General features: G+C 38.4%; 30 protein-coding genes. 24 read left to right on the top strand and 6 right to left on the bottom strand.

From position 1 onward, the window contains the following. The 4 genes from B5D47_RS10760 to B5D47_RS10745 all read left to right on the top strand — a co-directional run. A partial coding sequence (locus B5D47_RS10760; RefSeq protein ID WP_234970049.1) for an IS3 family transposase occupies positions 1–273 on the top strand: 273 nt, incomplete at its 5' end. A 124-nt stretch (positions 274–397) separates the two neighbouring features. Continuing rightward, positions 398–1,342, top strand: a complete 945-nt coding sequence (locus tag B5D47_RS10755) for a hypothetical protein (RefSeq protein ID WP_078931844.1) — start codon at positions 398–400, stop codon at positions 1,340–1,342. Positions 1,343–1,400: 58 nt separating this feature from the next. Beyond that, entirely contained in the window at positions 1,401–2,531 is a 1,131-nt protein-coding gene (locus B5D47_RS10750) for a tyrosine-type recombinase/integrase (protein ID WP_078931843.1), read from the top strand. Positions 2,532–2,780: 249 nt separating this feature from the next. Next, positions 2,781–3,362, top strand: a complete 582-nt coding sequence (locus B5D47_RS10745; protein WP_078931842.1) for a PBECR4 domain-containing protein — start codon at positions 2,781–2,783, stop codon at positions 3,360–3,362. Between the two features lie 20 nt (positions 3,363–3,382). Here the strand turns inward: B5D47_RS10745 and B5D47_RS10740 are convergent, their stop codons facing one another. Continuing rightward, positions 3,383–3,748, bottom strand: coding sequence for a helix-turn-helix domain-containing protein (locus B5D47_RS10740; RefSeq protein WP_078931841.1), 366 nt, complete (start codon positions 3,746–3,748; stop codon positions 3,383–3,385). 258 nt (positions 3,749–4,006) lie between these two features. On the opposite strand from B5D47_RS10740, the gene B5D47_RS10735 reads away from it, so the two are divergent. From B5D47_RS10735 to B5D47_RS10705, 7 genes are all read left to right on the top strand, one after another. Next, positions 4,007–4,210 carry a hypothetical protein gene (locus B5D47_RS10735; protein ID WP_078931840.1) on the top strand — a complete coding sequence of 68 codons (204 nt, stop codon included), beginning with the start codon at positions 4,007–4,009 and terminating at the stop codon, positions 4,208–4,210. Positions 4,211–4,221: 11 nt separating this feature from the next. Further along, entirely contained in the window at positions 4,222–5,250 is a 1,029-nt protein-coding gene (locus tag B5D47_RS10730) for a hypothetical protein (protein WP_078931839.1), read from the top strand. A 13-nt stretch (positions 5,251–5,263) separates the two neighbouring features. After that, positions 5,264–5,698, top strand: coding sequence for a hypothetical protein (locus B5D47_RS10725; protein WP_078931838.1), 435 nt, complete (start codon positions 5,264–5,266; stop codon positions 5,696–5,698). Between the two features lie 52 nt (positions 5,699–5,750). Beyond that, positions 5,751–6,740 (top strand): GTPase family protein, encoded by a 990-nt coding sequence (locus B5D47_RS10720; RefSeq protein ID WP_078931837.1) that lies wholly within the window; start codon positions 5,751–5,753, stop codon positions 6,738–6,740. 62 nt (positions 6,741–6,802) lie between these two features. After that, on the top strand, positions 6,803–7,651 hold the full coding sequence (locus B5D47_RS10715) for a GTPase family protein (protein WP_078931836.1): 849 nt from the start codon (positions 6,803–6,805) through the stop codon (positions 7,649–7,651). A gap of 204 nt (positions 7,652–7,855) precedes the next feature. Next, complete coding sequence (locus tag B5D47_RS10710; RefSeq protein ID WP_078931835.1) at positions 7,856–10,039, top strand: UvrD-helicase domain-containing protein; 2,184 nt, start codon at positions 7,856–7,858, stop codon at positions 10,037–10,039. Between the two features lie 36 nt (positions 10,040–10,075). Beyond that, the gene (locus B5D47_RS10705) at positions 10,076–10,639 is read left to right on the top strand and encodes a hypothetical protein (protein WP_078931834.1); all 564 of its coding nucleotides are present in this window, start codon (positions 10,076–10,078) and stop codon (positions 10,637–10,639) included. A gap of 76 nt (positions 10,640–10,715) precedes the next feature. Here B5D47_RS10705 and B5D47_RS10700 read toward each other — a convergent pair whose 3' ends face one another. From B5D47_RS10700 to B5D47_RS10685, 4 genes are all read right to left on the bottom strand, one after another. Continuing rightward, complete coding sequence (locus tag B5D47_RS10700; RefSeq protein ID WP_078931833.1) at positions 10,716–10,937, bottom strand: hypothetical protein; 222 nt, start codon at positions 10,935–10,937, stop codon at positions 10,716–10,718. Next, positions 10,927–11,586: a hypothetical protein gene (locus B5D47_RS10695; RefSeq protein WP_078931832.1), complete on the bottom strand. Its 660-nt coding sequence runs from the start codon at positions 11,584–11,586 to the stop codon at positions 10,927–10,929. Before B5D47_RS10695 ends, B5D47_RS10700 begins: the two co-directional genes overlap by 11 nt. A 71-nt stretch (positions 11,587–11,657) precedes the next feature. Further along, positions 11,658–12,098: a hypothetical protein gene (locus B5D47_RS10690; RefSeq protein ID WP_078931831.1), complete on the bottom strand. Its 441-nt coding sequence runs from the start codon at positions 12,096–12,098 to the stop codon at positions 11,658–11,660. Then, positions 12,095–12,547, bottom strand: coding sequence for a lecithin retinol acyltransferase family protein (locus B5D47_RS10685; RefSeq protein WP_078931830.1), 453 nt, complete (start codon positions 12,545–12,547; stop codon positions 12,095–12,097). The genes B5D47_RS10690 and B5D47_RS10685 overlap by 4 nt, the downstream gene beginning before the upstream one ends. Positions 12,548–12,679: 132 nt before the next feature. Between B5D47_RS10685 and B5D47_RS10680 the strand changes: the two genes are divergently transcribed. The 13 genes from B5D47_RS10680 (at position 12,680) to B5D47_RS11815 (ending at position 23,109) form a co-directional block, all read left to right on the top strand. Then, on the top strand, positions 12,680–13,177 hold the full coding sequence (locus tag B5D47_RS10680) for a single-stranded DNA-binding protein (protein WP_078931829.1): 498 nt from the start codon (positions 12,680–12,682) through the stop codon (positions 13,175–13,177). A gap of 9 nt (positions 13,178–13,186) precedes the next feature. Then, on the top strand, positions 13,187–14,107 hold the full coding sequence (locus tag B5D47_RS10675; protein WP_078931828.1) for a DUF2188 domain-containing protein: 921 nt from the start codon (positions 13,187–13,189) through the stop codon (positions 14,105–14,107). A gap of 19 nt (positions 14,108–14,126) precedes the next feature. Further along, a complete protein-coding gene (locus B5D47_RS10670) occupies positions 14,127–14,942 on the top strand; it encodes a Rad52/Rad22 family DNA repair protein (protein WP_159443533.1) in 816 nt (271 codons plus the stop codon). A gap of 61 nt (positions 14,943–15,003) precedes the next feature. Continuing rightward, positions 15,004–15,558, top strand: coding sequence for a hypothetical protein (locus B5D47_RS10665; protein WP_078931826.1), 555 nt, complete (start codon positions 15,004–15,006; stop codon positions 15,556–15,558). 9 nt (positions 15,559–15,567) lie between these two features. Next, positions 15,568–16,653 carry a zincin-like metallopeptidase domain-containing protein gene (locus B5D47_RS11580; RefSeq protein WP_200806586.1) on the top strand — a complete coding sequence of 362 codons (1,086 nt, stop codon included), beginning with the start codon at positions 15,568–15,570 and terminating at the stop codon, positions 16,651–16,653. 59 nt (positions 16,654–16,712) lie between these two features. Next, positions 16,713–17,138 carry a hypothetical protein gene (locus tag B5D47_RS10655; protein WP_143592701.1) on the top strand — a complete coding sequence of 142 codons (426 nt, stop codon included), beginning with the start codon at positions 16,713–16,715 and terminating at the stop codon, positions 17,136–17,138. 25 nt (positions 17,139–17,163) lie between these two features. Beyond that, on the top strand, positions 17,164–17,760 hold the full coding sequence (locus B5D47_RS10650; RefSeq protein WP_078931824.1) for a hypothetical protein: 597 nt from the start codon (positions 17,164–17,166) through the stop codon (positions 17,758–17,760). Continuing rightward, the gene (locus tag B5D47_RS10645) at positions 17,760–18,158 is read left to right on the top strand and encodes a hypothetical protein (RefSeq protein ID WP_078931823.1); all 399 of its coding nucleotides are present in this window, start codon (positions 17,760–17,762) and stop codon (positions 18,156–18,158) included. Before B5D47_RS10650 ends, B5D47_RS10645 begins: the two co-directional genes overlap by 1 nt. A gap of 265 nt (positions 18,159–18,423) precedes the next feature. Next, positions 18,424–18,714, top strand: coding sequence for a BRO-N domain-containing protein (locus tag B5D47_RS10640; protein WP_078931822.1), 291 nt, complete (start codon positions 18,424–18,426; stop codon positions 18,712–18,714). A gap of 275 nt (positions 18,715–18,989) precedes the next feature. Further along, positions 18,990–19,265: a hypothetical protein gene (locus tag B5D47_RS10635; protein WP_078931821.1), complete on the top strand. Its 276-nt coding sequence runs from the start codon at positions 18,990–18,992 to the stop codon at positions 19,263–19,265. Between the two features lie 457 nt (positions 19,266–19,722). Beyond that, positions 19,723–20,175 (top strand): very short patch repair endonuclease, encoded by a 453-nt coding sequence (locus B5D47_RS10630; protein WP_078931820.1) that lies wholly within the window; start codon positions 19,723–19,725, stop codon positions 20,173–20,175. 783 nt (positions 20,176–20,958) lie between these two features. After that, on the top strand, positions 20,959–22,878 hold the full coding sequence (tet(W), locus tag B5D47_RS10620) for a tetracycline resistance ribosomal protection protein Tet(W) (protein ID WP_078931819.1): 1,920 nt from the start codon (positions 20,959–20,961) through the stop codon (positions 22,876–22,878). 81 nt (positions 22,879–22,959) lie between these two features. Continuing rightward, positions 22,960–23,109, top strand: coding sequence for a helix-turn-helix transcriptional regulator (locus B5D47_RS11815; protein WP_078931818.1), 150 nt, complete (start codon positions 22,960–22,962; stop codon positions 23,107–23,109). Positions 23,110–23,707: 598 nt separating this feature from the next. On the opposite strand, the gene B5D47_RS10600 is transcribed toward B5D47_RS11815, so the two are convergent. Next, entirely contained in the window at positions 23,708–24,574 is an 867-nt protein-coding gene (locus tag B5D47_RS10600) for an aminoglycoside 6-adenylyltransferase AadE (protein WP_001255868.1), read from the bottom strand. Positions 24,575–24,721 lie beyond the last annotated feature (147 nt).

Genomic DNA, 24,721 nt, shown 5'->3' with positions numbered 1-24,721 from the left:
AAGAAGGTTCTTGGACAGCTGCATATTGTCCAGAGCATGAGCGATGTCGGAAAGTGCTACGACAACTGCAGAATGGAAAGTTTTTTCGCTACCCTTAAAAAGGAAAAAATCTATCAGATGGACACGACAAAAATGACAGCCGAAGAAGTAAAAAAAGAAGTCTGGAGATACATTTTTGCTTACTACAACACTGTAAGAATCAGCACTGTAAACGGAGGTTTTCCTCCAACTAAATACAGGCTGTCAAAAACAGCTATGTTAATAGCAGCTTAATTTAAGGGGTATTTGGGACTGCACTTTTCTTGACTATTTCAATTTTACCAAAAAACAGAATAAAAACACCTACATTTTTCTTGCAACATATATTTATAAAAAGTTGCTTTTTGGAGGAAGAACAATGGATTCAGCAATAGAAAGGACATCAAAAAGAGCGGAAGGAATAGATACAATCAGTATTGAATTCTTTCCCAATTATGTGAATGAGAAATTATGGTTTAAGAAAAGGCAGGTATTTCTTGGTGTCAGTCTTGAAATAAGGGAATCAAAATACAAAAAGTATTATCTTTGCCATATTCAGGCTGAAGCGTTGAATTGTAATATTTTATGGAATGTGATTTGGACAGTAAAAAGCTTATGCTTGAGAAGTTTTCTAATCATTAATCGAGAGAATGATTCTTTATTTCATTATATCCTTAAAAATCGTCACTCAATTTTCCGGCTTGCAGAGCTTGATTTCTATTTCGATTTTCCTAGAAATGCACTGCAACTTCCCAGTGAAGAGATTACCGGAGAGCGTAGATTTGCAACTACTGTTTATTCAAAGGATCATAAAAAAAGAAAATCTCTCTGGATAATGTATGACCGCATAAGCGACCTTCTATACAGGAACCAGCTTCCAAAAGCATTTGTTAAAAATCTTCTTTTTCCTACTCGTATAGAAGTCAGATTATGCCGGGCAAATTGTGCTTATATTCATCTTGATAATATCAAGGGGGACTTCTATCAAATATTCAGCAGGTACCAGACTTACATTGCAAAAACATGGCGTAAGCATGGCTTCATCTTTGGGGAAATACCTATTATTGAGCAGCATCCGTTTTTTAATACGATTCTTTTTCTTAGCTCCACAAACAAGCCTTTGCATATTACAGGCTTAGAAAAAACTCCTCGACCCCTAAATAAGATTACAGAAAAAGAATTATTTAACTTTTCAGATTCTGTGAACGATTCAAGCGAAGCAAAGGATGATATTTATGATGAACTGTATAAAGATTTTGAAAAATACAAAGTTGATAATATCGAAATGATTCATAAGCATTGTATTTATTCAGTAAGCAAGTAGCTTATCTAGTAAGTTTAAAAAACTAAACACGCAAAGACATCTCATTAGGAGATGCTCTATGAGAAAGGATAAAAAGCAATTTGTCTTATTTCTTAAGACATTAAAAACTGGAGAGAAGATTTATTATTACGTAACACGAGATGAAAATAACAGAAGATTACAATATTCAACTGGAGAGTCAGACCAGCAGAAAGCTTTGCAAGTATGCTTGGATAGAATGGCGCAGGGAAAACTGATTCCTAATTCGCGCTTGTCTTTCTCAAATTATGCGAAAGATTTTTATGATTATGATAAAAGCCCTTACATTCAAGGTAAAGTAAAAAGAGGATTCAATTACAAAAGAGCCAGTGCTATAGCTCGTGATAGTTTTATCAAAAAGGAAGCTATACCATTTTTCAATGACAAATTGATAAGCCAGATTTCGCCAGGAGACATTGAAAGATTTATTATGACACTTAAAGAAAAAGGTCTTACAAATACAACTCTGAATTTTAAGATTAATGCATTAAAGCTCGTTTTCAATTATGCCTATAAGATGGGAGATATAAAATTCAATCCTGTAAATCAAATCATGCTTTTCAAGAAAGACACCAGAGAAAAAGGATTCTTTAATAAGGATGAAACTGATAAACTCTTTGGAAATAGTGCGCTTGAAAAAATATGGGATAATAATCTTATAATCTATACAATGACGCTGCTTGCATTTCATACCGGCTGTAGATTAGGAGAATTACAGGCTCTTCAAGTTCAGGATTTGAATCTGCACGAGAGTTGCATAGAAATTAAACACAGCTGGAATGATAGATTTGGACTTTGTTCCACGAAGACCGGAAAGAACAGAATAATTCCTGTCAGTAAAGAACTTATGGGAAGGCTCCTTAATCTTTCATGGGGAAAAGATGTTGGTGATTTTGTTTTCAGTGATACGGATGGAAAAACACCTATTGCCCGTCACAAGATTTATGCACAATTCAAAAAAGCTCTCTGCAATGTAGGAATTACGGAAGAAGAACGCCAAAAGAGAAACCTCTCGTTTCATTCCTGGAGACATACCTTTGCCTCTAATCTTGCAAATGATAACGTGCCGGAACTCTATATTCGTCGTCTTACTGGACATAGTTCAACTCAGATTCTTGATGTGTATTCTCATGTACAAGTTGAAAAGCTGAGAGCTGCAATCAATATTTAATGCAAAATTTGCTTGATTTTTCTTACCTATTGCCGTATATTTTAAGTGGTAAGTCCTTGCCATTCAAGGCGACAGGTAACTTGAGTATCTGTTAGATTATTACGCAGCGTATTGCGTTCAGAAGCAGTATTCTGCCAGTCTTTGAAGGGTTTTCCGGAGACCTCATCTGAACTAGGCGAAAGCCGAAAGAAAACGGAACAAAAGCTCTGCGAATGGCGCAGGGCTTTTTCTTTTTTATGGTGGGAATAAATGGCAAATATACTTGATGCTCAAAAAGCTTTCTCAAAACTTCTTGATATTGAATATCAGTTCGTACTTGGCCGTAAAGATAAAACGGTTTCTCTAACAATTGAATTTCAAAAGTATCATTTCTTTCACCTAGCCGGATTACAATATCTAAAAGATTTATCGAGACTCTTTATACCTGCAGAAGGAGTTTATAATCAGATTGAATCAGGACAATTACCAGTAAGCTATATTGAATCATCAAATAATTATGATTACATAAAAGGTCGTGTTGAATATCTTCCAACTCTTGAATATATCTTTGACAGTAATGACACAATTTTTAAATACAATCCAGAATTGCAAGCCTTCTCTGTTATTGAAGCTGATTTTCTCTTAAGAAATGAAATAAATAAAGTTCCAATTTTTTTGTTTTTGTCGAAAGATAAAAATAAAAAATATTTTTGTAAAACCTTCTTCCCTCAAGGGAAAAAAGATTATACAGAACGACAAACAAAATGGACTGTGTTATTTAAAAAGAAGATAGTGAAATCTACAAATACAGAAACTGTTTTGTATAAGAATAAGAACTTTGAGGTGAAGTAACTGCTTCAGAATTGCAAGTCTTATTTTAAATACTTTTCACCAAATTCATCCAAGGCTTTTTTTTGATTTTCTACAAGTGCTTTCATAATTTCAATCGTTTGCTGATGATTTTTTGCGTCATTCTTACCTGTTGAAAACAAATCAGAAACATCAACTTCAAGTGCGGCCGCAATCTGAGCCAACGTATCTGGATATGGCCATTTTGAACTCTGTTCTATGGAACTCATAAAAGGAAGAGAAATATCAGCTTTTTCTGCAAGTTGTGCCTGAGAAAATCCTTTCTGAGCTCTAAATTTCTTTATATTCTTAGCCAAAGTCTGGCGAACATCTTCACCCGTCATAATAATCCTCGTAGATATAATTATTTTCCTATCAGAGTTATTCATTTACAAATATCTGGTAAGAGTAGAGAATGTTACCACTGGGCTTTTGATGGCAAAAATAGTAGTCCTATAAGAAAAGTTATTTACAATTGAGGGATGAAGGGTGTAAAATTATTCTTAGAGAGTTTTGCTTTATAATCAAAAAGTACTATTAGAAAATGTTATCGATTCATCAGATATTAAAAAATTAGCCTGCCAAGCTATGATTTTTTCTTCTAGTCCTAATACAATTTAGCAAAATTCTAGGAAAAGGAGAAAAAAATGAAAAGTTTCAAGAATAAAGACACACACAGTAATCTTTCAATCAATATTTTCGGTAACGAAATTGATGATGTATTCACAAAGTCAGGTGATGCTTATGATGAAGCTTCAGACAATGAATCTGGTACAGGTCATAAAATTGGAAAATTTTTAGATACAATCACAGACGATTGGGAAATTAAAATCGGAAAGAAAGATAAATAGGTGAATAGATTATGGCAAACCTGTTTATGAACATAATCACTTTTGGTGCGGCTGAACGCTTGGAAGATGCTCAATATGAGTATGAGGAAACTTGCGAAAGATACAATGACAAAATCCGTGAATGTAAGAATATGCAAGCAGGATATAAGCGTGCTTTAAAAACTTTTTCGGAATTGCAACAAAAAAGTCAGCAGGAAGCAATGAAAATTTGTCTTTTTGTGCCGGCAAATGTAAAGGAAAGAAAAACATTGTTTGCTCAGTTGAATATTCCTCATGAAAAAATTATAGCTATTGAACATACTCTCGATAAAGCTGAGATTTTTCAAAATTATGCAAAGCTTCTTTCGCAGGCTACAATGATAACTCATTCTGTAGGAACAACACTGCCTACAACTGTAAGCCTTTTAGCGGGTGCGAATCTGGTAAAGACTGCCCCTAGTGTTGTTGCAGCTTCTGGTATGATCGCTGGAGGTAGTTCTCTTGCTATTAGTAGTTTTGCAGTTCCTGCAGTTTCGACTGGATTGACAGCTTTAGGGGTGACGGCTGCAACTGCTGCTATACCTGTTGTGAATGTGCTTGCCGTGGCTGCAATGCCTATTGTTTCCCATTTGACGGCAAGTAGTCAGATTAATGACCTTGAAAGTGAAATGTATGACATTGAAGAAAAAATAGGGGAAGTAAATAAGACTTATTTGCGATTAAAAAGAAATAAAAAGCGTATGGCGGAAGTGAATAAATCTCTTCGGGAAGCATTGAAATCTTTTGCATTCGAATACGAAAAAGCAGTGAAAAAAATATACCCAACAGGGATTGATGATAAAACTCCACAGAAAGAATGGAATTCGTATGCGGAGGATGAAAAACTGGCTGTACTCAATTTGATAAATGCAACTTATGAAATGCTTAAAATAAGAAACACAAAAATTAGAGGTTCTAAATCAAAAAGAAAAGTGAAATCAGATGTTTGTGAAAATTCAATGGCAAATAATGACAATTTATTTGAGAGAATAAAGAAAACTATTCCAAATAATAACAAATAAGGGAGAATTTAAAATGAGCAAAAATTCAAAGAGTGGGATGCCAAACTCTGTCCCAGATACAAGTGGGAAACTTCCATCACAATTTTTGGATATTTCTTCTAACGGATTGGAATTTGCTAAAACTGTGACTTCAAGCGTGATTGAGTTACAAAAGGTAAATGCAGAACTAGAAATGACTAGAATGCAAAAAGAAATCCTTATGGATGCTAATCAGAAGAAGTTTGATAGTTTAAACCGAGCAATGGACGAGACATTCGGAGAGAGAAAAAAAATTATAGATATGGGCAGTGAAGTTATAAACTACGGAATAAAAAAGGACAAAGATAATGTGGTCTTGGATGCTTTGCATACTATGGCAGGAGTAGTAACGAACAATCCATTCTCAATGAATCCGGATTTTCGAAAAAAACTTGATGCTGGGGAAACCTTAGAACTTGGCAATGATTGAGTCAATAATTGCTATTATAACGCTATAAATTTTAAAATTTGGAGAAAATCAAATGAGAAAGATGTACGAGAATTTTGCTCAAATTATTAATGAGTCAACGATGAACGAGAGTGAAAAACAGAAAGCTCTTAAAAAACTCTTGGTAAGCCAGGATGCAAAGCCGAATGTGCTTATTACTGGTGCGACTGGGTGCGGAAAAAGCTCCACAATAAATGCTCTTTTTAATACAGAAGTTGCCAAGGTCGGCACTGGTTCCACTCCTGAAACAATGCAGATTGCAAAGTATGAACTTGGGAATCTTACACTTTGGGACAGTCCTGGTCTTGGGGATGGTGTGGAAGAAGATAAGATGCATTCAAAGGGAATAATTGACCTTTTGACAAAGAAAGACAACAACGGAAACCTTTTGATTGACGTGGTTCTTGTGATTCTTGATGGATCAAGTCGCGATATGGGAACTTCTTATGAACTTATCAATAATGTAATTGCACCTTGCTTGGGAGAAGGAAAAAGTCATCGGCTTTTAATCGGAATAAATCAAGCTGATGTTGCGATGAAAGGCAGATATTGGGATTCAGAGAATCATAAGCCAGAGTCAGAACTTGAAGAGTTCCTCAAAGAAAAAGAAAAGTCGGTCCACGACAGAATTCTTGATGGGACTGGCATTTCTATTCAGCCAATTTCTTATTCTGCTGGCTATATGGAAACAAACGGAACGCAAGAACCCGCATATAATCTTTCAAAACTCCTTTTCTATATCATCGACAACATTCCAGCCGAAAAACGGTTAAATGTTATGGAAAACTTGAATACGAATCAAACAATGTGGCAGAGTGATGACGGTTTGGAAGATTATCGTAACAATGTGATAGAATCGTCTATAGGCGGAATCTTTGATAGTGTAATAGAAGGTGCAAAAAATGGCATCGAAATCGGTGGAAAAATTGGCGGATTTTTTGGTTCTGTTGGTGAAACCGTGGGCGAATTTATAGGTGCCATTATAGGTGGCATTGGTGGCTTTTTTGGAGGTCTATTTGGCTAATAATTCGTGAAAATTGTACAAGCAAAAAATAATACAAGGAGGCTGTTTATACAGTAATCGATATGATGTCTTTTCAAAAAAATATGACAGAGAATGAACAAAATAAAATTCAAATTCCTCCGCTTGATATTATGCTTGTTGGCGTAACTGGTGCAGGAAAATCAACTACGATAAATGCATTGCTTGGAGATAATGCTGCAAAAATTGGGTACGGAGTTTATCCAGAAACTAAAGAAATAAAAGCTTATAAATTGAATGATTATATCCGTCTGTGGGATACTCCAGGACTTGGAGATTCCCCTGAAGAGGATGAACGACACCTAAAAAAGATTTCTTCATACCTTAATCGTCCCTTTATGAAAGACGGTATAAGATATGGCAATCTTATAGATATTGTGCTTTTCGTTATTGATGGTTCTAGAAGAGATTTAGGAGTAACTTATTCTTTGTTAAATGATACAATTTTTAAAAATATTGAAAGCAACAAGGTTTTATTTGCTATAAATCAAGCAGATATGGCGATGAAAGGGCATCATTGGGATGACTCGTCAGCGAAACCTGATGAAACTTTATCTGTTTTTCTTGATAATCAGATTGATTCTGTAAAACGAAGAATTGAAGAAGTTATACATCAGGAAATACGGCGACCCATGTGTTACTCAGCCTCCAATAAGTATAATATAGACTGTTTAGTTAATTATGTTTTGGAAAATTATAGCGGGCAGAGGAAAACTGTTTCTTCCTCAGCTACTTCTGATTCATCATCAAGGAATTTGACTTCAAGTTATCAGTCTTCAAATGATGATAGCATTGGTGATGTTATAGGTAATGTTGTAGCAGCTCCTCTTAATGGGGTTGCATGGGGGCTTGAAAAAGTTGCTGATTTTTTTGATTGGCTTTCATTATTATAAAAATCAAGGAGTTCACCCATGTCCCCAAAATCCACTAGCTTCGTTCCTCCTCACCCCGGCACTCCCATTCCATACATCTGCCAGAAATGCGGGGAGCATTTCTCAAAAAAGAAAGGTCTTTTTCCAAAACTGGTAAAATGCCCGAAGTGTGGTAGCAGAAAATGTATTTCACCTGTAAGATGGTAGTGCATTAATGTAAAAAATATGGCAGATTCAAAAGTTCAGACACAATCAGCATTTTCTCCCATCCCAACCCTGGACCAGATAAAGCGTCTTAAATCTCTGCAAGGGGTGGACTCCGGCATTTTTACCCTTGCAGTTTTTTCTACGCTGGAGGCATTTTTTCGCGAAAAGTTAGGGACCGCTGTAGACAATTCCACCAAATTTTATGAGCTTTTGGATGAATACCGGGAACGTTACTCTGTTCATAATCCAAAGGAATATCAACTTTTTCGGGATATTCTGAACAATCAGAAAAACACTAATCAGGTTCGACATCATTTTAAAAATCTTTCTGTAGAAGAAGCTAACAGTGCGGCTTTTTTGCTTTCGCAGTTTGCAACTATTTTTAATCTGCCTAATCTTACTCAAATAAATCAGCTGGCGGTAAATCTGAAAATTTGGGATTCAAGAAAATCTCCTGCAGAAACTGCAAGGGAACTTGAAAAGGCTAATCAGGAATTAAAACGGCTTTCTTCGTCTAACGCGGATATGGCTCAAAAAGTTGAAGAACTGGAATCAAAGAAAAAAGAGCTTGAACTTGTTTCTGCAAAACTTAGAACTTTGCAATTAGATTATGAGCAGCAGATTACTAAAAACAAGCAGAATAAAGAGCGCATAGATGAACTTCGGCGCGAAAAAAATGAAGTAGAACAGGCGAATCGTAAAACTCAAAAAGAACTCCAGATTCAGATAGAAAAACTAACTGACACAGAAAACTATATCGACAATCTTTCACGTTTGGCCTGTTATACCCGCACCCGTTACGATTATGAGCAGTCGCTTGTTCATCTTACCCGCCAGCAGCAGTCAATTGTAAATCAGGTAAGATTCAGTCGTGACTTTCTTGTAAAAGGAAGTGCTGGAACAGGAAAGTCTCTTGTGCTTCTGAAAACACTGGAAAAACTGATTCAGCAGAATAAACAGAGTCTTTTTGATGGTGAAAAATCAATCAAGCTGATTACGTTTACGCACAGTCTTGAAAAATATAACAAATATGTTGCTGCCTTACTTAATATCGAAAATCCGCTTGAAGAAGAAATAATTGGAACTTCCGAAAGCTATGTGAACAAGATATTGAAGGATGCTTTCCCTTCCATAAAATTGACTTACACGCTTCCAAAAATCCTGGATGTTGAAAATGACAATCCTCTTGGTCAGGACATCTGGACTGAGCTTGATAAATTTATTCTTCCAAAATGCGTTACTCAAAAAGAATACTGCGAAGAAAAAATCCGCCGTACAGGAATGAAAAAGGCTCAGAATGCTGGAAAACGTAAAGCAATCTGGGAAGCTGTAGAAACAATTTTTACTGAATGGAATAAACTTGAAGAGCAACCTATTCAATACATAATTTATAAGCTGATTCAGAAAATAGAAAACGGTGAATACACAATTCCGGAAGAACTAAAAACAGATTATCTTTTTGTAGATGAAGCACAGGATTTGAGTGCGGCAACATTACGCCTTATTCGTACAACAGTTCGCGAGAGTATGATTCTTGCGGGGGATAATGATCAATCTGTTTTTCAGCCGGGCTTTACATGGAACAGAGCTGGAATTGATATAAATGGGCATTCAAAAATTCTGAATATTAATTTTAGAAGTACAAATCAGATAAACGAAGTTGCAGAAAAATATCGGACGACCATAAAAGGTGCAGATAAAGAAAATATGCCGGAAACCTTCCGACTTGGGCCACCTGTTGAACTTCACGAAAATAAAAATCAGAATGACTCTTTTGCACAGATGATTTCGACTGTAAAAATGTGTATTAATTCTCTCAATTATGAGCCGGAAAATATCTGTCTTATTGCTCCAAGAAAATCACTTTTGGAACAGTTAAATGAAAGTCTGAAAAATCAGCTTGATTTGGACAGTGCTTTTGTAAATGAACCTGATTTTGATTTCTCAAAGACTGGTATTATCCGTCTTGCTACAACTCAAAGCTGCAAGGGCTTGGACTTTCCTGTTGTTCTGTTCTATCTTGACCACCGGGCACATTTTGTTGATGTGTTTGATGAAGCTACGGCAGATAAAATGAATCGTAATATGATTTATACGGCAATTACACGAAGTATAGAAATGCTTCATGTCTTTACGCTGTCAGATTCAACTGCGGCTCCTATAAATGATTTAAAAGCAATCCTGAAAACTGAAACGAAATAAACTCATAAATAAATATTATTCCTTGGAGGTACAAAAATGATAGATATTACAAAACTCACTAAATATATAGAAGCAAACTTTGTTGATGAAGAATCGACCGAAGAAAAAGGAGAAAACCTGTTTTCCTTAAACTCAAATCCGCTTATTGATTTTGCAAGAAAAATAGCTTGGCGAGGAAATGCAAGACCGTTCAGTGGAATGAGTCCGCTGAAACATCCTGGTTTTAAGAATATTGAGAAGAAGCTTAAAACTCCAGGTTCTGAAGATTTCATTTCGCGTCTGATTTTTTATATCAATGAAAAAAATATGACTCACCCTCAGGTTTATACTGCTGCAGGAATGACACCTGATTGTTTTTCGAAAATTATGAGCGGTAAGACAAAGACTCCTAAAAAGGAAACTATTGTTTCTCTTGCTCTCGCATTGGAACTGAATTATGACGAAGCTATTGATTTGCTTTCAAGTGCGGGCCAAACTCTTTGTGGTTTTAAGCAGGATGTTATTTTTGAATTCTGTTTTAAAACAGGTCCATATTCCATAGATGAAGTAAATGAAGCTCTGGTGCATTTTCATTTTGAGCCGATTGGCGGAAGACAATAAAAAATCTTCTAGAAAAAGATAGCCCAAGGAGTATTTTCACCTTGGGCTTTTTGTTAGTTTTTCTGCTTATGAACAACTACTCGACTTTTTTTGGGGCAAAACAAGGTTTATTTACTATAAGAATAGTGCCTCTATCTTTTCGTCCCAAAACAATTTTCCAGCCAGTTAGAACTAACTTCTTGCCAGAATATTCTTCCGCCATTTTCTTAGCTTCATCGATGTTCTTTGCAATGCAGCGTAAATTTGTTTTTTCATCGAGTGAAAAAGTTGCTTCCACAGATTCTTTTCTAAAAATCAAAGTCGTGCTCCTGAAATTTTTCTACAGATTCATCAAGAACATCGCATATTTTTTCGGAAGTGTCCTGAATTACATCTCCAACAAAGGCAAGTGCTTCAATCACTTTCTCCGGAAAATCTGAAAGATCTGCATCGAAGTCATCATCAGAGTCGTCATTAAAATCTTCTGACTCATCATTTGCTGTCTCTTCAGAGGCTTCTTCACCATCATCATCGCTTGCAATGTCTCCGTGCAAACGCATTTCTTCAATTAGCGAAGTGGCCTGTTCAACAGTAATTTCAAGAGCCTCGGCCAAAGCCGCTGGTTCTTCATTACCGCTTGAAGCAACAAATTCAAAAGCCTTATCATACAGCTCTGATTTTTCAGGTTTTCCTAAGATTGCAGATATACCTGCAAAAAGCTTTCCAGAAGTTTCAGACATTGCTTCCAAAGGATTTTCTTTAATTGCATTATCACGTTCAACAAGTTTTTCAGCAATTTCCAGAGGAATGTCAAATTCATCTGCCACTTCCTGCGGATTTTCTGAATCAAGATAAAGCATTTCCAGAAGGGATGTATCTCCGTTTCTTCTGTAAAGATTCATAACAAGTCTGTTGCTCTTATCAAATCCTTTGCGGATTTCCTTAAGTTTCTTTTCACTGATAGCCATATGCGTATCTCCTTTTATTTTTTTTGTATTTCAGGATTTTTCTCCAGACAGATACTTTTCTGAAACACCTTTTATGCCAGTTCTTCAAAATCTTCCTGATAATAAGGATCCATGTCTGGGAAATACAAATTTTCAATTTCGCTCATCTCATCGCTGATTTTTTCAATGGAGACTTCTTCTTCAGGAAGAGAGTGAATGTACAAGAGTTCCTTGTAATGCTTTAAAAGATTATGTAGAGTCTCATCTTCAGAAAGAGTTGAAAGATTTTTCTTATTAACATATCTACAAACTGTGTATTCGCAATCCCGAACAGCGGTAGATAACAGACGATATTTTTCTTTATATTCTTTTCCAGATTTTCCAAAATGGGTCCGAAGTATAAATTTAAGTTTATGAATGCGTAAATACATTTTCGAATAGAAAAAGTCCGGATCCTTAAAATAAAGGATAAGAAGAGCAAGCATAATTAATGCATTCAAAAAAAGTGCAGTGCAGATTGAACTATTCATCATATCAAATCCTCCAGTTCATCTTTAAGACAGCCAACAAGTAAGACTCCGGCTGCAAGAAGTCCCAAGCCTCCAACTTTACTTACAAACTGTTCTACCTGCGAAGAACGTTTTTCTCCGTAACGGCACCAGTTTGCAAAATGTTCGCAGTTGTTCCAGGGGAGTGCATATTTTCCCTTTTCTGTTCCAACCGCACCTAACGCACGCATCACTGTTTCCTTACGGCTGTAAGATTTGCAGCAACGTGTTTCAATCTGGATTTCATCATTCTTGCGGAAGTTTTCGAGACTTGTCTTTCTGATGCAGGCACGCTTTGCAGAAAGCTCAAATCCTTCTCCACCGGAAAAATGAACCACAGTGTCATTACCAACGTAAACGCCGTAATGCTTGTAAATGCCTCGGTTTACGGAAAGTACGTCACCGGGCATCGGTTTGATTTCAATTCTGTTCATGGTTATAAGATAATGGGGAATTGTTAAAAAGGCTTATCTTGGCGGGCTATATTTAAAGTGGCATTAAATGGAACAAAAGCTGTTTTTGCATAGATATTATCCTCTAAGAAACTATCTTAGGAGGATTAGTTTATGAATCAAATCAATTCATTAATTATTGAAGGAAACCTTGTTCGTATTCCTGAAATCAAAGAAACAGCGAACCATTCAAAACTTGCAACATTCAGTATGGCTGTAAATCGCTACTACAAGAAATCTGATGGTACTTTTGAACAGGAAGTTTCTTACTTTGATGTGAATGCATGGGGAACTCTTGCTGAAACTGTTGAAAAGAAGGCAACAAAAGGAATTTGCTGTCGTGTTGTAGGCAGACTGAAACAGGACAGATGGAAGGATACTGAAGGGAGAACTCAGAGTAAGGTTTTGATTGTTGCAGAGCATGTAGAGTTTATGAAGAATTCTTCTGAATTAGAAAAAGGTGATAATTCAGAAAATGATAAACAGACTTCAACAGGAAACTCTCAATCAAGTAAAACTTCCAAGTACAATAAATCAGAACTATTCGGTACGCAGAAAACAGAGGATGCTGAAGTTGCCTTAGCTAAAGCAGCCGGCTTTGACATTTTCTAAGGGGGAATTATGAAAATTACAAACAAACTTAATTTACCTTACGGACTTGTTAAGGCAGTATCGCCAGAGCCTCATAATAAACCTGGTGAAATCTCTGCTACAACGCTGATTCAAGGAACTAAGCAGGTAATTCTCACTCAACGACACTGGAATGAGCTTGAAGATGATGTTTCTGAGCGCATATGGGCTGTGTTTGGAACCGCAGTCCATGCACTTTTAGAAACAGAAGGAGAAAATGATTTTACAGAAATTGAAGTAAAACAACCTGTTGCAGATATTACCGTTACAGGTCGCATTGATAACTATAATATGTCCACTGGTACTATCTGCGATTACAAAAATACTTCAGTTTATAAAATCAAAGCAAGCTGGCAAAAAGGTGTTGATGGTAAAGCGTATGGCTTTCCTGAGTGGCGTATGCAGGGGCTTATCTATGCATGGTTATTGCAGAAAAATGGATTGCCTGCAAAGAAATGTCGCTTCATTGCCTTGTTAAAAGATCATTCCAAGACTGAATCAGACCGTGACCATACTTATCCGCAGTCGCCTGTGTATGTTTATGAATTCGATGTTACAAAAGAAGCTCTTGAAGAAATTGAAAGTTTTATCAGAAAGAAAGTCTTTCAGTATGAACTTTTCTCATCAAGCGTGGATAACATGATTCCTGAATGTACCGCAGAAGAACGCTGGCAGAAAAAAGATGTGTATGCTGTAAAAAAGGATGGTCGGAAATCTGCGGTGAAACTCTTTGATACTCAGAAAGAGGCAGAAGAAAAAATCGCGGAACTTGGAAAAGGTCATTATCTTGAAGTTCGTAAAGGCGAATCAATGAAATGCAAGAACTACTGCCTTTGCTCAAAATTCTGTAACTATTGCATGGAAAATCTCATCAGTGATGATATCTCTGATGATGTGGGAAAAGCAGCTTAATCATAAGGAGAAAAAGGATATGGATTTAAGCAAATTAAAAGAACCTTTCAGTTTGGAAGATATTGAATGGCGGCTTCAGCAGTGCGGTGAATCAAAAGACGGCCGTATCTGGGGAAAATGCCTTGCATACATAACTTCAAGAGCCGTTCAGGAACGTCTTGATAAAGTATGTGGCGCAGATGGCTGGAGAAGCGAAATAAGGAAAGACGGAAACGCTTATCTCTGTACACTTTCCATTCGAGTTACGCATGAGGATGGAAGCGTTGAATGGATTTCAAGAACTGACGGAGCTGATGCTACGGATATTGAGTCTGTGAAAGGCGGAATCTCAGGAGCTATAAAACGTGCTGCCGTTCAGTTTGGAATCGGTCGTTATCTTTATGACTTAGAAGAAGGCTGGATAACTGTCTGCGAAAACGGTAAATATTCAGGAAAGACAAAAACTGATAAGTGGTTTAAATGGAATCCGCCTGCGCTTCCTGAATGGGCATTGCCGAAAGGTAAAATTTCTTTTCCAGAAAACGATAAGGATTCAGCTGTTCAAACGGATGATACTTTACCTAAGATACATTCTTCATCAAAAGGAAAAACTGGAAAACCAACAACAGATGAAGCAAATCTCAAGGAACTGGGAAATACCGTTATATCCAGAATCGGCGATGTTATGAACCACGAAGATGGCGGACAGAAATCTTTTACAGAAGAAGAAATTACAAAAATCCGTGGAATTGTGGCAAATACAAGGCTTAATAAAGAAGGTGTTGATGAACTTCTGGAACTTGAAAAAGTCGTTCGAAAAGAGCTTGATTCAAGACTTTCAAAAATGGCTGCGTAAATGCAGAGAACTTTATAGCTCTGGTGGAAACACCAGGGCTTTTTAATTTGTGGAGAAAAATATGAAAGAAAATCAAATCATTTTTACGCGAAATCAAAATTACAAAGATTTCGAAAAACTTCTCTTCTGTATGAAAGCTATGGGAGGAAAACAAAATGTTCTTTTCACTCGATACATGCATATCGAAAATACACGAACAGGCTCTCGAATTGTTTGTACAGATGGAAAAAGACTTCATGCTGCAAATATCAATGCACGTATTCCGGCAGGCAATTATCAGCCTGAAATAAAAGACAACAGCATTGTTTTTCAAAATCCATCTGACATTGTTTTCCCTTCATGGAAATGTATTGTTCCTGAAAATGTAAAACTAAAAGGAACCTTGAATCTTAAAACCTTAGGAAACGGAACGAAGTCTGAACGTGATGAGAAGTTTTCTTCTGCGTACTGCTCATTTTTGTTTGATACTGGCTTCAATGTGAATATTGGATTTCTCAAAGACCTGTCTAATGCTGAATGGAAGATTTTTACACAGAATGGAAAAAGGAAGCTTGTAATGCTTGAGAATAGCGAAGACAAGAATCAGTTTGCAGTTTTCGTTCCGCTTGCGGCTTAGGAGTTGATTATGGAAAACAAAAGACTTTCAAGATCTGAGGTTGTACGAGGAATATTAGATGGCTTGGTTCGTGAGGTGATTTCCGGCGGGGCAGTTGCGTATATTCGTGACAAGGTGCAGCGTTTTGATGATGGCTCTGTTCCAATGCAGAAATGGAGCCGTTGCAATCAGATGATTGCCTTCTTCAACGGAACGCGCGATGCACGGACTTTCAACGCCTGGACGGAAGCCGGGAGATTTCCGAAAAAAGGAAGTCATTCGTTTCAAATAGTTGCACCGCTTTTCAAGACTGAGAAGGACGATGCGACGAATGAAGAGAAGCGTGTTCTTTCAGGATTCACACTGATAAATGAGTTCCGAATCGAAGATACAGAGGGTAAGGAACTGCCGTATCAGACGCGGATGAAGGAACTGAAAACAGACGAGCTTCCTCTTATTGATGTTGCACAGAAACTCGGAATTAAAGTAAAGGCGGATTTATGCGGAACGGCGGAAGGAAGTTTTTCTCCGTTTGAGCGTGTAATCCGTATGAACTGCACCGATAAGCAGGTATTCCTTCACGAGCTTTCGCATGGAATCATCGCTGAAATCAAGCGGAAAGAAAAAATAACGCTCGAATATGGCTTTGAAGAAATATGTGCGGAACTGTCGTCTGCATTTTTAGGTTCACTCTATGGAGTGGAAATCGATTTGCAGAACACAAAGGCTTACATTCAGGGCTGGGCTGGAAAAGGTCATGTAGCCTGGAAGGTAATTGAGGCGGTGGAATGGACTGAAAAGGTCTACAAATTCATCGAGGAACTTAAGGAAAAGACACAAAAGGAGGAAAAGGAAATGAAAATCTTTTCTACAAAGACCGCGGCAAAATCCGCAAAGCCGAATGTGCTTCCGTTTAAAACGGAAGACTTCAAGGACAGGACGCAGATTTACAATCCGAAAATCGGAAAGTGGGTCAAACGCGATTCTAAAACAGGACTTTTTACATCGGTCAAAGGTGACGGAAAGCCGTTCAGCCGTGTAAAAATAGAAGACAATCCATTTGCAGAGGTTGCAAAGAGACTTCCTGGCGAAGCTGACTTGCCTCCGGCTGCATGAAATCTTGCGAATCCGTCTTGTTTAATGCAGGACGGATTTTATTTTTACAAGGAAAAACGATGGCAAATATCTGTGACTTTGATATGTTGGTTCGAGGGAAGCCTGATGATGTTGATACATTTTACCACTATCTTACGGACTATGATAATTCACCAAAATATTTTGCAAGAATCTTCACCGCAGAAATTGACAATGAATCAGTATCTGCTGAGGGAATAAAGACAGCAAAGATTTTCGGAGATTGTGCTTGGAGCGTTTATTCGTGTATGTGTGAGGGAGATTATACATATTACAACGATGACTCAGAGCAAAAACTGACTTGTCTTCGACTGGCAACCAAAGAACTGAACCTTGAAGTTGAAATCCGTTCTACGGAATCAGGAATGGGCTTTTGGGAGCATATATATTACAAGGACGGAGAATGTCTTTGTGAAGATTGCGGAGACCTGCCGGAGACAAACTTTGATATGGAGGATGTAGCATGAAAAAAACTAAAGGAGGATTTGGAGTATGTTCTTTTTATTACCAATAATTGCAGGAGCAGCGGCAACAGCTATAAGTGCCGGAGAAGTTGCCTTAGGGGTTACTGCTGCGGTTGGAGTTGGAGCAGCCGTAAAAGGTGCAATTGATGCAAAACAAACAAACGACATTATAGGATTTTCTGAAGAAAAATTTGAAGCTGAATGCTCAAAACTAAAGAATGAGGCAAGATTGGCTGAAAAGAAATTTGATGAATTCAACGGAATAAAAAAAAGAATCAATTCTGAAATTCTAAATGAATCTATGCAGGCAATCACCTCATATGGAACAAATAATCTTTTAAGAGCAGAACAATTCGCAGAGAATGTTGATTTGATGTGTGAGACAATTGAAGATAAAATCCTAGACTATAAAATTCTTCGTAAACAGATTGAAGAAGGAATAAGTCTATTTAATTATCTTTCAGAAAAATTGTCTTATTGTCTGCTTCAATTAAATGGAGAACATTCAATTGAAAATCTCCATCCCGATAAAAACGAACATAGGAATTTTGACCAAATCGTTATGTTTGCAACAGCACTAAAAAATGTTTTAGAGACAAACAGCTTCACAACGGAGAATTTATAATGAAAACACTTACATCAGTTGTAATGCCAAATCCAACAGGACGATTAGATTCTATGATTTTAACCCCAGTGTTAGAAGGTATATCAACCTGTATTCAGATTTTAAATCAAGGAACTACAGAACGAGAACTGATAAGGGCAAGAAGAGATACGCTTTGTACAATGCTCCAGGAAAAAAGAGATTTGATGGTTGAATATTTGACTAAGCGATATGGAGAAAGAAATAAGCTTTATGATGGCTATTTTGACTTAATCAACAAAGCTCTTGAATCAGGAAATGACGCAGTAATAAAACTTGCACTTGAAAGCCTGTTGCAGGTATATTCCTCTCCTTTTGCGTCGGGATTGGATAACATTATGGAACAGTACGGAAAAATGAATTCTGTGCTTGAACAATAAATGGAAACAAAGGGAGTGCAAAAGCTCCCTTTGTTTTTTTTGCGTCCAAAACGTGTAAACATATGTACAAACACTTTTATTGACAAAATTCATTCTTCAAACTATCATTTAAGTATAATCAACTTTAGTTAAATCTTTATGTTATATAGATTTAACTCCTTTCAAATCATATCCTTTCGTTTAGAGTTTAATATAGTTAATTAAACTAACAGTTTAATTCTTTTATTCTCCTTTTGTTTTATTATGAAACCTATAGGAGAATAACTTGGATCAACCTAGTTCGATAAAATTATTTAAAGAGAATAATATCTGCTGCGTCTGGGATGAAGAAAACGAAGACTGGTATTTTTCCATTGAAGATTTTATCTTATTTCTTACTGATTGTGCTAATTCTGATGAATATATTGAAGAAATGCTTTCCCGTGATGAAAGCCTCGCTTTTAACTGGAATACAATATGCGTAACAGTTCAGATGTCTGGAGAAAATGAACAGATTCATGAAGTTCAAGCAGTTAATACACAGGGACTATTCCGCATAATTCAATCAATTCCTTAAGTTTTATATTCAGGAGTATTTTCGCGCACCTGCAAATCAGAAAAATCAACCTGCTTCAGAACATACAAATCTTCAACATGACAATTATACAGTTTAGACAAAATATCAAAGTTTTCGATACAAGGATGTCTATCAATTATCGCACCTTAGGGAAGAAGAAGCCACAAGGTTAGTTATTGACGTTATACATTTTTATCAGAATCACGAAATTATAACGGAAGACGAAGAGTGGAACTGGAACAGATGCAACACCAGCTCTTAAACATGCTGTAAAAATGCTTTCAGAAAACGAATGGAAAAATGCTGATGTTCTGATGATATCTGACTTTGTAATGCAGTCATTAGATAACGACATAAAGACACAAATAGAATCTGCACAGGAAGATAATACAAACTTCCATAGTCTGGTAATAGGTACATCAGGAAACAATGGTGCAATAAATAGTTTCAATCATAATTGGTTTTATGATACAAATAACCCACAGGCAAATCGACATCTTGTAGAACAGATTCATGAAATTAGAACTCATAACTCATTAGCAAATGCATAAGACAATCTGATTTTACTTAAAATAATCACGAAGTTGAGCAGCGGCCGCCGTTTTTTTTCGCCAAAAACCCGACGGCCAATTTTGTTAAAACTAACCGCGGTTAGCACCAAACTTTTTAAAAATCCTGAGCCAAAAAACAAAATTTTGGACGGAAAGATACTACAGTTCTGCCATCTGCTATTAAGGAAAAACATTAAGTAAAATTACGGTTTCTCTGAAGTTATTTGAAGTTTTTTTTGATTGAAAATAATGGAAAATCGTGTAAAATATAAGAAAAATAAGACAAACAAGAGTAATTTGAAGCGTGAAAGAGCTCCCCAGTGCCCCCTCAAATCCTGACGGGCAGGGGGTAATGCTAAAAAGTTATAAAAAAAATCTACATCTGTTGTAATTTCAGATGGCATGTTCAAATTTAAAATCGGTTGCATTTTTATCTTGGCAAAATTAAGATACAGAAATGGACATATTGAGCGCAGAACAAAGAAGCCTGAACATGGCAAAAATCCACAGCAAGGATACAAAGCCCGAAGTCTTTTTAAGAAGCGCGCTCCACAAAGCCGGATTCAGATTCAGAAAAAACGACAAGCGGTATTTAGGAACGCCGGACATTTTTCTTCCGCATTACAACGCAGTTATTTTTATACACGGATGCTTCTGGCACGGACACAAGAACTGCCGACTTTTCAGGCTGCCAAAAACAAATGTTGAATTCTGGAAAAATAAAATTGAAAGGAACATTGCGCGTGACAAAAAAGTGATTTCAGCCTATCTTGACAACTGCTACAGAGTTGCTGTTGTCTGGGAATGTTCAATAACAGGAAAACAAAAAGAGCAAAAACTTTCAAAAGTGACGGAAGAAATTTCCCTGTGGCTTGAAGAAGATTTAACAGAAAACTACAGGGAATTCTGAAATTTTATTTATCCTGAAAATTCACGTAAAGAATAGATTTTTTTATGCGGTTGTTTTCGCAAGATAAACTTACTTTTAATTTTCCATAGGAAGAATGAATGGATGTATCTTGCATAAAGATAATGCTCATGTACGGTAAAGAAGCAAGCAACCGAAAACAATAGATAGACCGCCAGCACTACACTATTCCGAACCAAAGACCAAAAGATAAGCATTTTGAGAAAATCTAAACTTTTGGATTTTCCTACAATGCCGACTACGGCGGAATCCCTCCCACTCCTTATATATTTCTTTCTGTATACATTGAATTTGTATTTAGTAAAATGCAGACAACACCACGGATCGGCTTTTGGTTGGACAATTCCAACCAAACACCACAGCAGACAGCAGAAAACATTCTGAACGCTAGGAAGCCGGTATGATTGTTACATATAAGGGGAAGAAAAATTTCTTTTAGGTACTTGCTTTCCTAAAACTGATGTGATACAATGATTTAATCCAGAAAAGGAGTAAAAAATATGCGGCAAGGTATTCGTAAATAAAACTATAATCAAATAGTGGGAACAAAGGATTATGATAGCTCCTTTTGTAGGGGCTTAGTTTTTTGTACCCAATTTAAGAATACTTTTGCCTTATCAATTTTGACATATCCCCAAAAACAGCAATCACAAACAGGTGTATGCTGTATATGTGTATGTCCGCAACTTATAATCCCCAGTGGTAAAAGTATTTTACTGCTGGGGATTTTTATGCCCTTTGGGGCTGTAAAGGGAGGACAATCACATGAAAATAATCAATATTGGAATTCTTGCCCATGTAGACGCTGGAAAGACGACCTTGACGGAGAGCCTGCTATATGCCAGCGGAGCCATTTCAGAACCGGGGAGCGTCGAAAAAGGGACAACGAGGACGGACACCATGTTTTTGGAGCGGCAGCGTGGGATTACCATTCAAGCGGCAGTCACTTCCTTCCAGTGGCACAGATGTAAAGTCAACATTGTGGATACGCCCGGCCACATGGATTTTTTGGCGGAGGTGTACCGCTCTTTGGCTGTTTTAGATGGGGCCATCTTGGTGATCTCCGCTAAAGATGGCGTGCAGGCCCAGACCCGTATTCTGTTCCATGCCCTGCGGAAAATGAACATTCCCACCGTTATCTTTATCAACAAGATCGACCAGGCTGGCGTTGATTTGCAGAGCGTGGTTCAGTCTGTTCGGGATAAGCTCTCCGCCGATATTATCATCAAGCAGACGGTGTCGCTGTCCCCGGAAATAGTCCTGGAGGAAAATACCGACATAGAAGCATGGGATGCGGTCATCGAAAATAACGATGAATTATTGGAAAAGTATATCGCAGGAGAACCAATCAGCCGGGAAAAACTTGTGCGGGAGGAACAGCGGCGGGTTCAAGACGCCTCCCTGTTCCCGGTCTATTATGGCAGCGCCAAAAAGGGCCTTGGCATTCAACCGTTGATGGATGCGGTGACAGGGCTGTTCCAACCGATTGGGGAACAGGGGAGCGCCGCCCTATGCGGCAGCGTTTTCAAGGTGGAGTATACAGATTGCGGCCAGCGGCGTGTCTATCTACGGCTATACAGCGGAACGCTGCGCCTGCGGGATACGGTGGCCCTGGCCGGGAGAGAAAAGCTGAAAATCACAGAGATGCGTATTCCATCCAAAGGGGAAATTGTTCGGACAGACACCGCTTATCCGGGTGAAATTGTTATCCTTCCCAGCGACAGCGTGAGGTTAAACGATGTATTAGGGGACCCAACCCGGCTCCCTCGTAAAAGGTGGCGTGAGGACCCCCTCCCCATGCTGCGGACGTCGATTGCGCCGAAAACGGCAGCGCAAAGAGAACGGCTGCTGGACGCTCTTACGCAACTTGCGGATACTGACCCGCTTTTGCGCTGCGAGGTGGATTCCATCACCCATGAGATCATTCTTTCTTTTTTGGGCCGGGTGCAGTTGGAGGTTGTTTCCGCTTTGCTGTCGGAAAAATACAAGCTTGAAACAGTGGTAAAGGAACCCACCGTCATTTATATGGAGCGGCCGCTCAAAGCAGCCAGCCACACCATCCATATCGAGGTGCCGCCCAACCCGTTTTGGGCATCCATCGGACTGTCTGTTACACCACTCCCGCTTGGCTCCGGTGTACAATACGAGAGCCGGGTTTCGCTGGGATACTTGAACCAGAGTTTTCAAAACGCTGTCAGGGATGGTATCCGTTACGGGCTGGAGCAGGGCTTGTTCGGCTGGAACGTAACGGACTGTAAGATTTGCTTTGAATACGGGCTTTATTACAGTCCGGTCAGCACGCCGGCGGACTTCCGCTCATTGGCCCCGATTGTATTGGAACAGGCATTGAAGGAATCAGGGACGCAACTGCTGGAACCTTATCTCTCCTTCACCCTCTATGCGCCCCGGGAATATCTTTCCAGGGCTTATCATGATGCACCGAAATACTGTGCCACCATCGAAACGGTCCAGGTAAAAAAGGATGAAGTTGTCTTTACTGGCGAGATTCCCGCCCGCTGTATACAGGCATACCGTACTGATCTGGCCTCTTACACCAACGGGCGGAGCGTATGCCTTACAGAGCTGAAAGGATATCAGGCCGCTGTCGGTCAGCCGGTCATCCAGCCCCGCCGTCCAAACAGCCGCCTGGACAAGGTGCGCTATATGTTTCAGAAGATAATGTAACGTCTTGCGCAATGCAAGCGTTCATTGCTGGCTATTGCGAAATATCATTGATAAAATCAGTATCAGAGAGGAGAAACTATTTTGAACCAGGAACAGACGAATATTACAACAGGAAAGCAAATACGTCATCTGCGAACACAATTGGGAATGACACAGGAAGAACTAGCCGGGGAATTGAATGTTACCCGGCAGGCACTATCGAATTGGGAGAGAGAAGTTTCCCAAAGTTAAAGATACCACATCAATCCCACGCGGACTTTTGCTCAACCGATACAGCCGGAGGGCTGGATAACAAGAAAAGGCGGTATGCGCCCCGTGGAGGGGTAGCGTACCGCCTTTTCTTGTGGGGGTTTCCAAAGGGGGCAACGCCCCCATTTGGCACACGACTTTGCGAAGCAAAGTGTAGTGTGTTATACGCTCTGCCGGCGTTGCCGTGAAAATGCCGTTGCCGCCGGGGAGGGCAAGGGCATTTGAAGCGGCAGGAAAACAGGGCTGTGCTTGCGTGGCGTGGAGCCGCAAGCGCAGGTCTGGACTCATCAGCAGACAGGGCGTATATGAAAGCCCCAGTTCCTCGTCCTACGCTCCAACTTGTGGACAAAGTGTCCCGAAGTTGTGGCCACACTCCCGGAAAAGTAGCAGGACAACGGGCAACCGTCAAGGCTGAAATGAACGGGTTTACACCCGGCCTTGACCTCCGCCCGCTGTCCCGCTGGATGGGTGGACAAGGCGGCCAATCCCTCAAAGTGCTTGGCCGCTCTCTTTCTGATTTTGAGGTATTCAGTTTTTCAAAATTGAATAATCAAAATAAATTTTTTCGATTGAAAAAATTTTATTTGTTATCATCTTCAATGCCATATTTTTTCTTTTGCCGAATCACATAATTACTGATTTTTTCATCATATAGTGGATACTGGTAATCCAACTGGCATGCCACTTCTGACGAAACCTCCCGGAACAATGCCATACATTGTTCAAAGGATTCCCACATATGGGGATAGGAATCCATATTATAAGTGGACATAAGTCGTTCCCACAATTCCTCTGGGACATATTGCTTCATAAATTTATAGTTTTTTCCCAAACTGAAATGAAATCCCTGTTTGATACCAATCAGCCAGGAAATCATGCGAAGCAATTCTTTTCGTACTATATCATTCATATGGTCAATAGCAAAAAGAATTTCTTTGCGGCATAAGCCCTTTACTACATATGTTGTAGTATTCCAAAATTCATTACAGCAATCGTCAAACATTCTTTGAGTAGGCTTCTGCAAGTGGTAGTCTATATCCGTTGGTATTGGCGGCTTTACGATACGGTTGTCTTTATCCAACAGTAACTTTACCAGTTTATCCCATGTAAAATACTCGTCTATCAGTTCCAGCGGCAGCAAAGTTAAATCTATCTTAACATCATCAGTAAACAGCATTAAATATGAAAATCCCTTTTCTACAGCTGGAAATAATTCCATATCTTCCGGCTTTTGCAGAATCAACCTTTCACCAAATATATCTAGCCATTTATCATCACTTGTGAAGCTGTCCATATCCGTAACAAAAAAAGTAATATCAAAATCCTGAAAATCATCAGGCGGAATATTTGTATTTGTTCTAGATCCTTCCAAAGTAACCATGCGAATGCGTTTGTCTGTTTTTGCAAAATTCAAAACAATATCATAAACTTCCTTTTCTGATCTCATTTTTATCTCCTCCAATTATTGAAATAGGTGTGAAGCCATTTTAGGGCTTTCCTAAACTGCGCTATTTAGTCAACACAAAATTTTCACAGGTTTAAGGTGTAAAAAATTATGCAGCCCGTTTTCTTTCCAGTTCATTGTACTGGAAGC

It is taken from the genome of Treponema berlinense (assembly GCF_900167025.1).
Taxonomy (GTDB): Bacteria; Spirochaetota; Spirochaetia; order Treponematales; family Treponemataceae; genus Treponema_D; species Treponema_D berlinense.
Note: the sequence above shows the minus strand (reverse complement) of the source record. Positions and strands in the feature narration are given on the sequence as shown.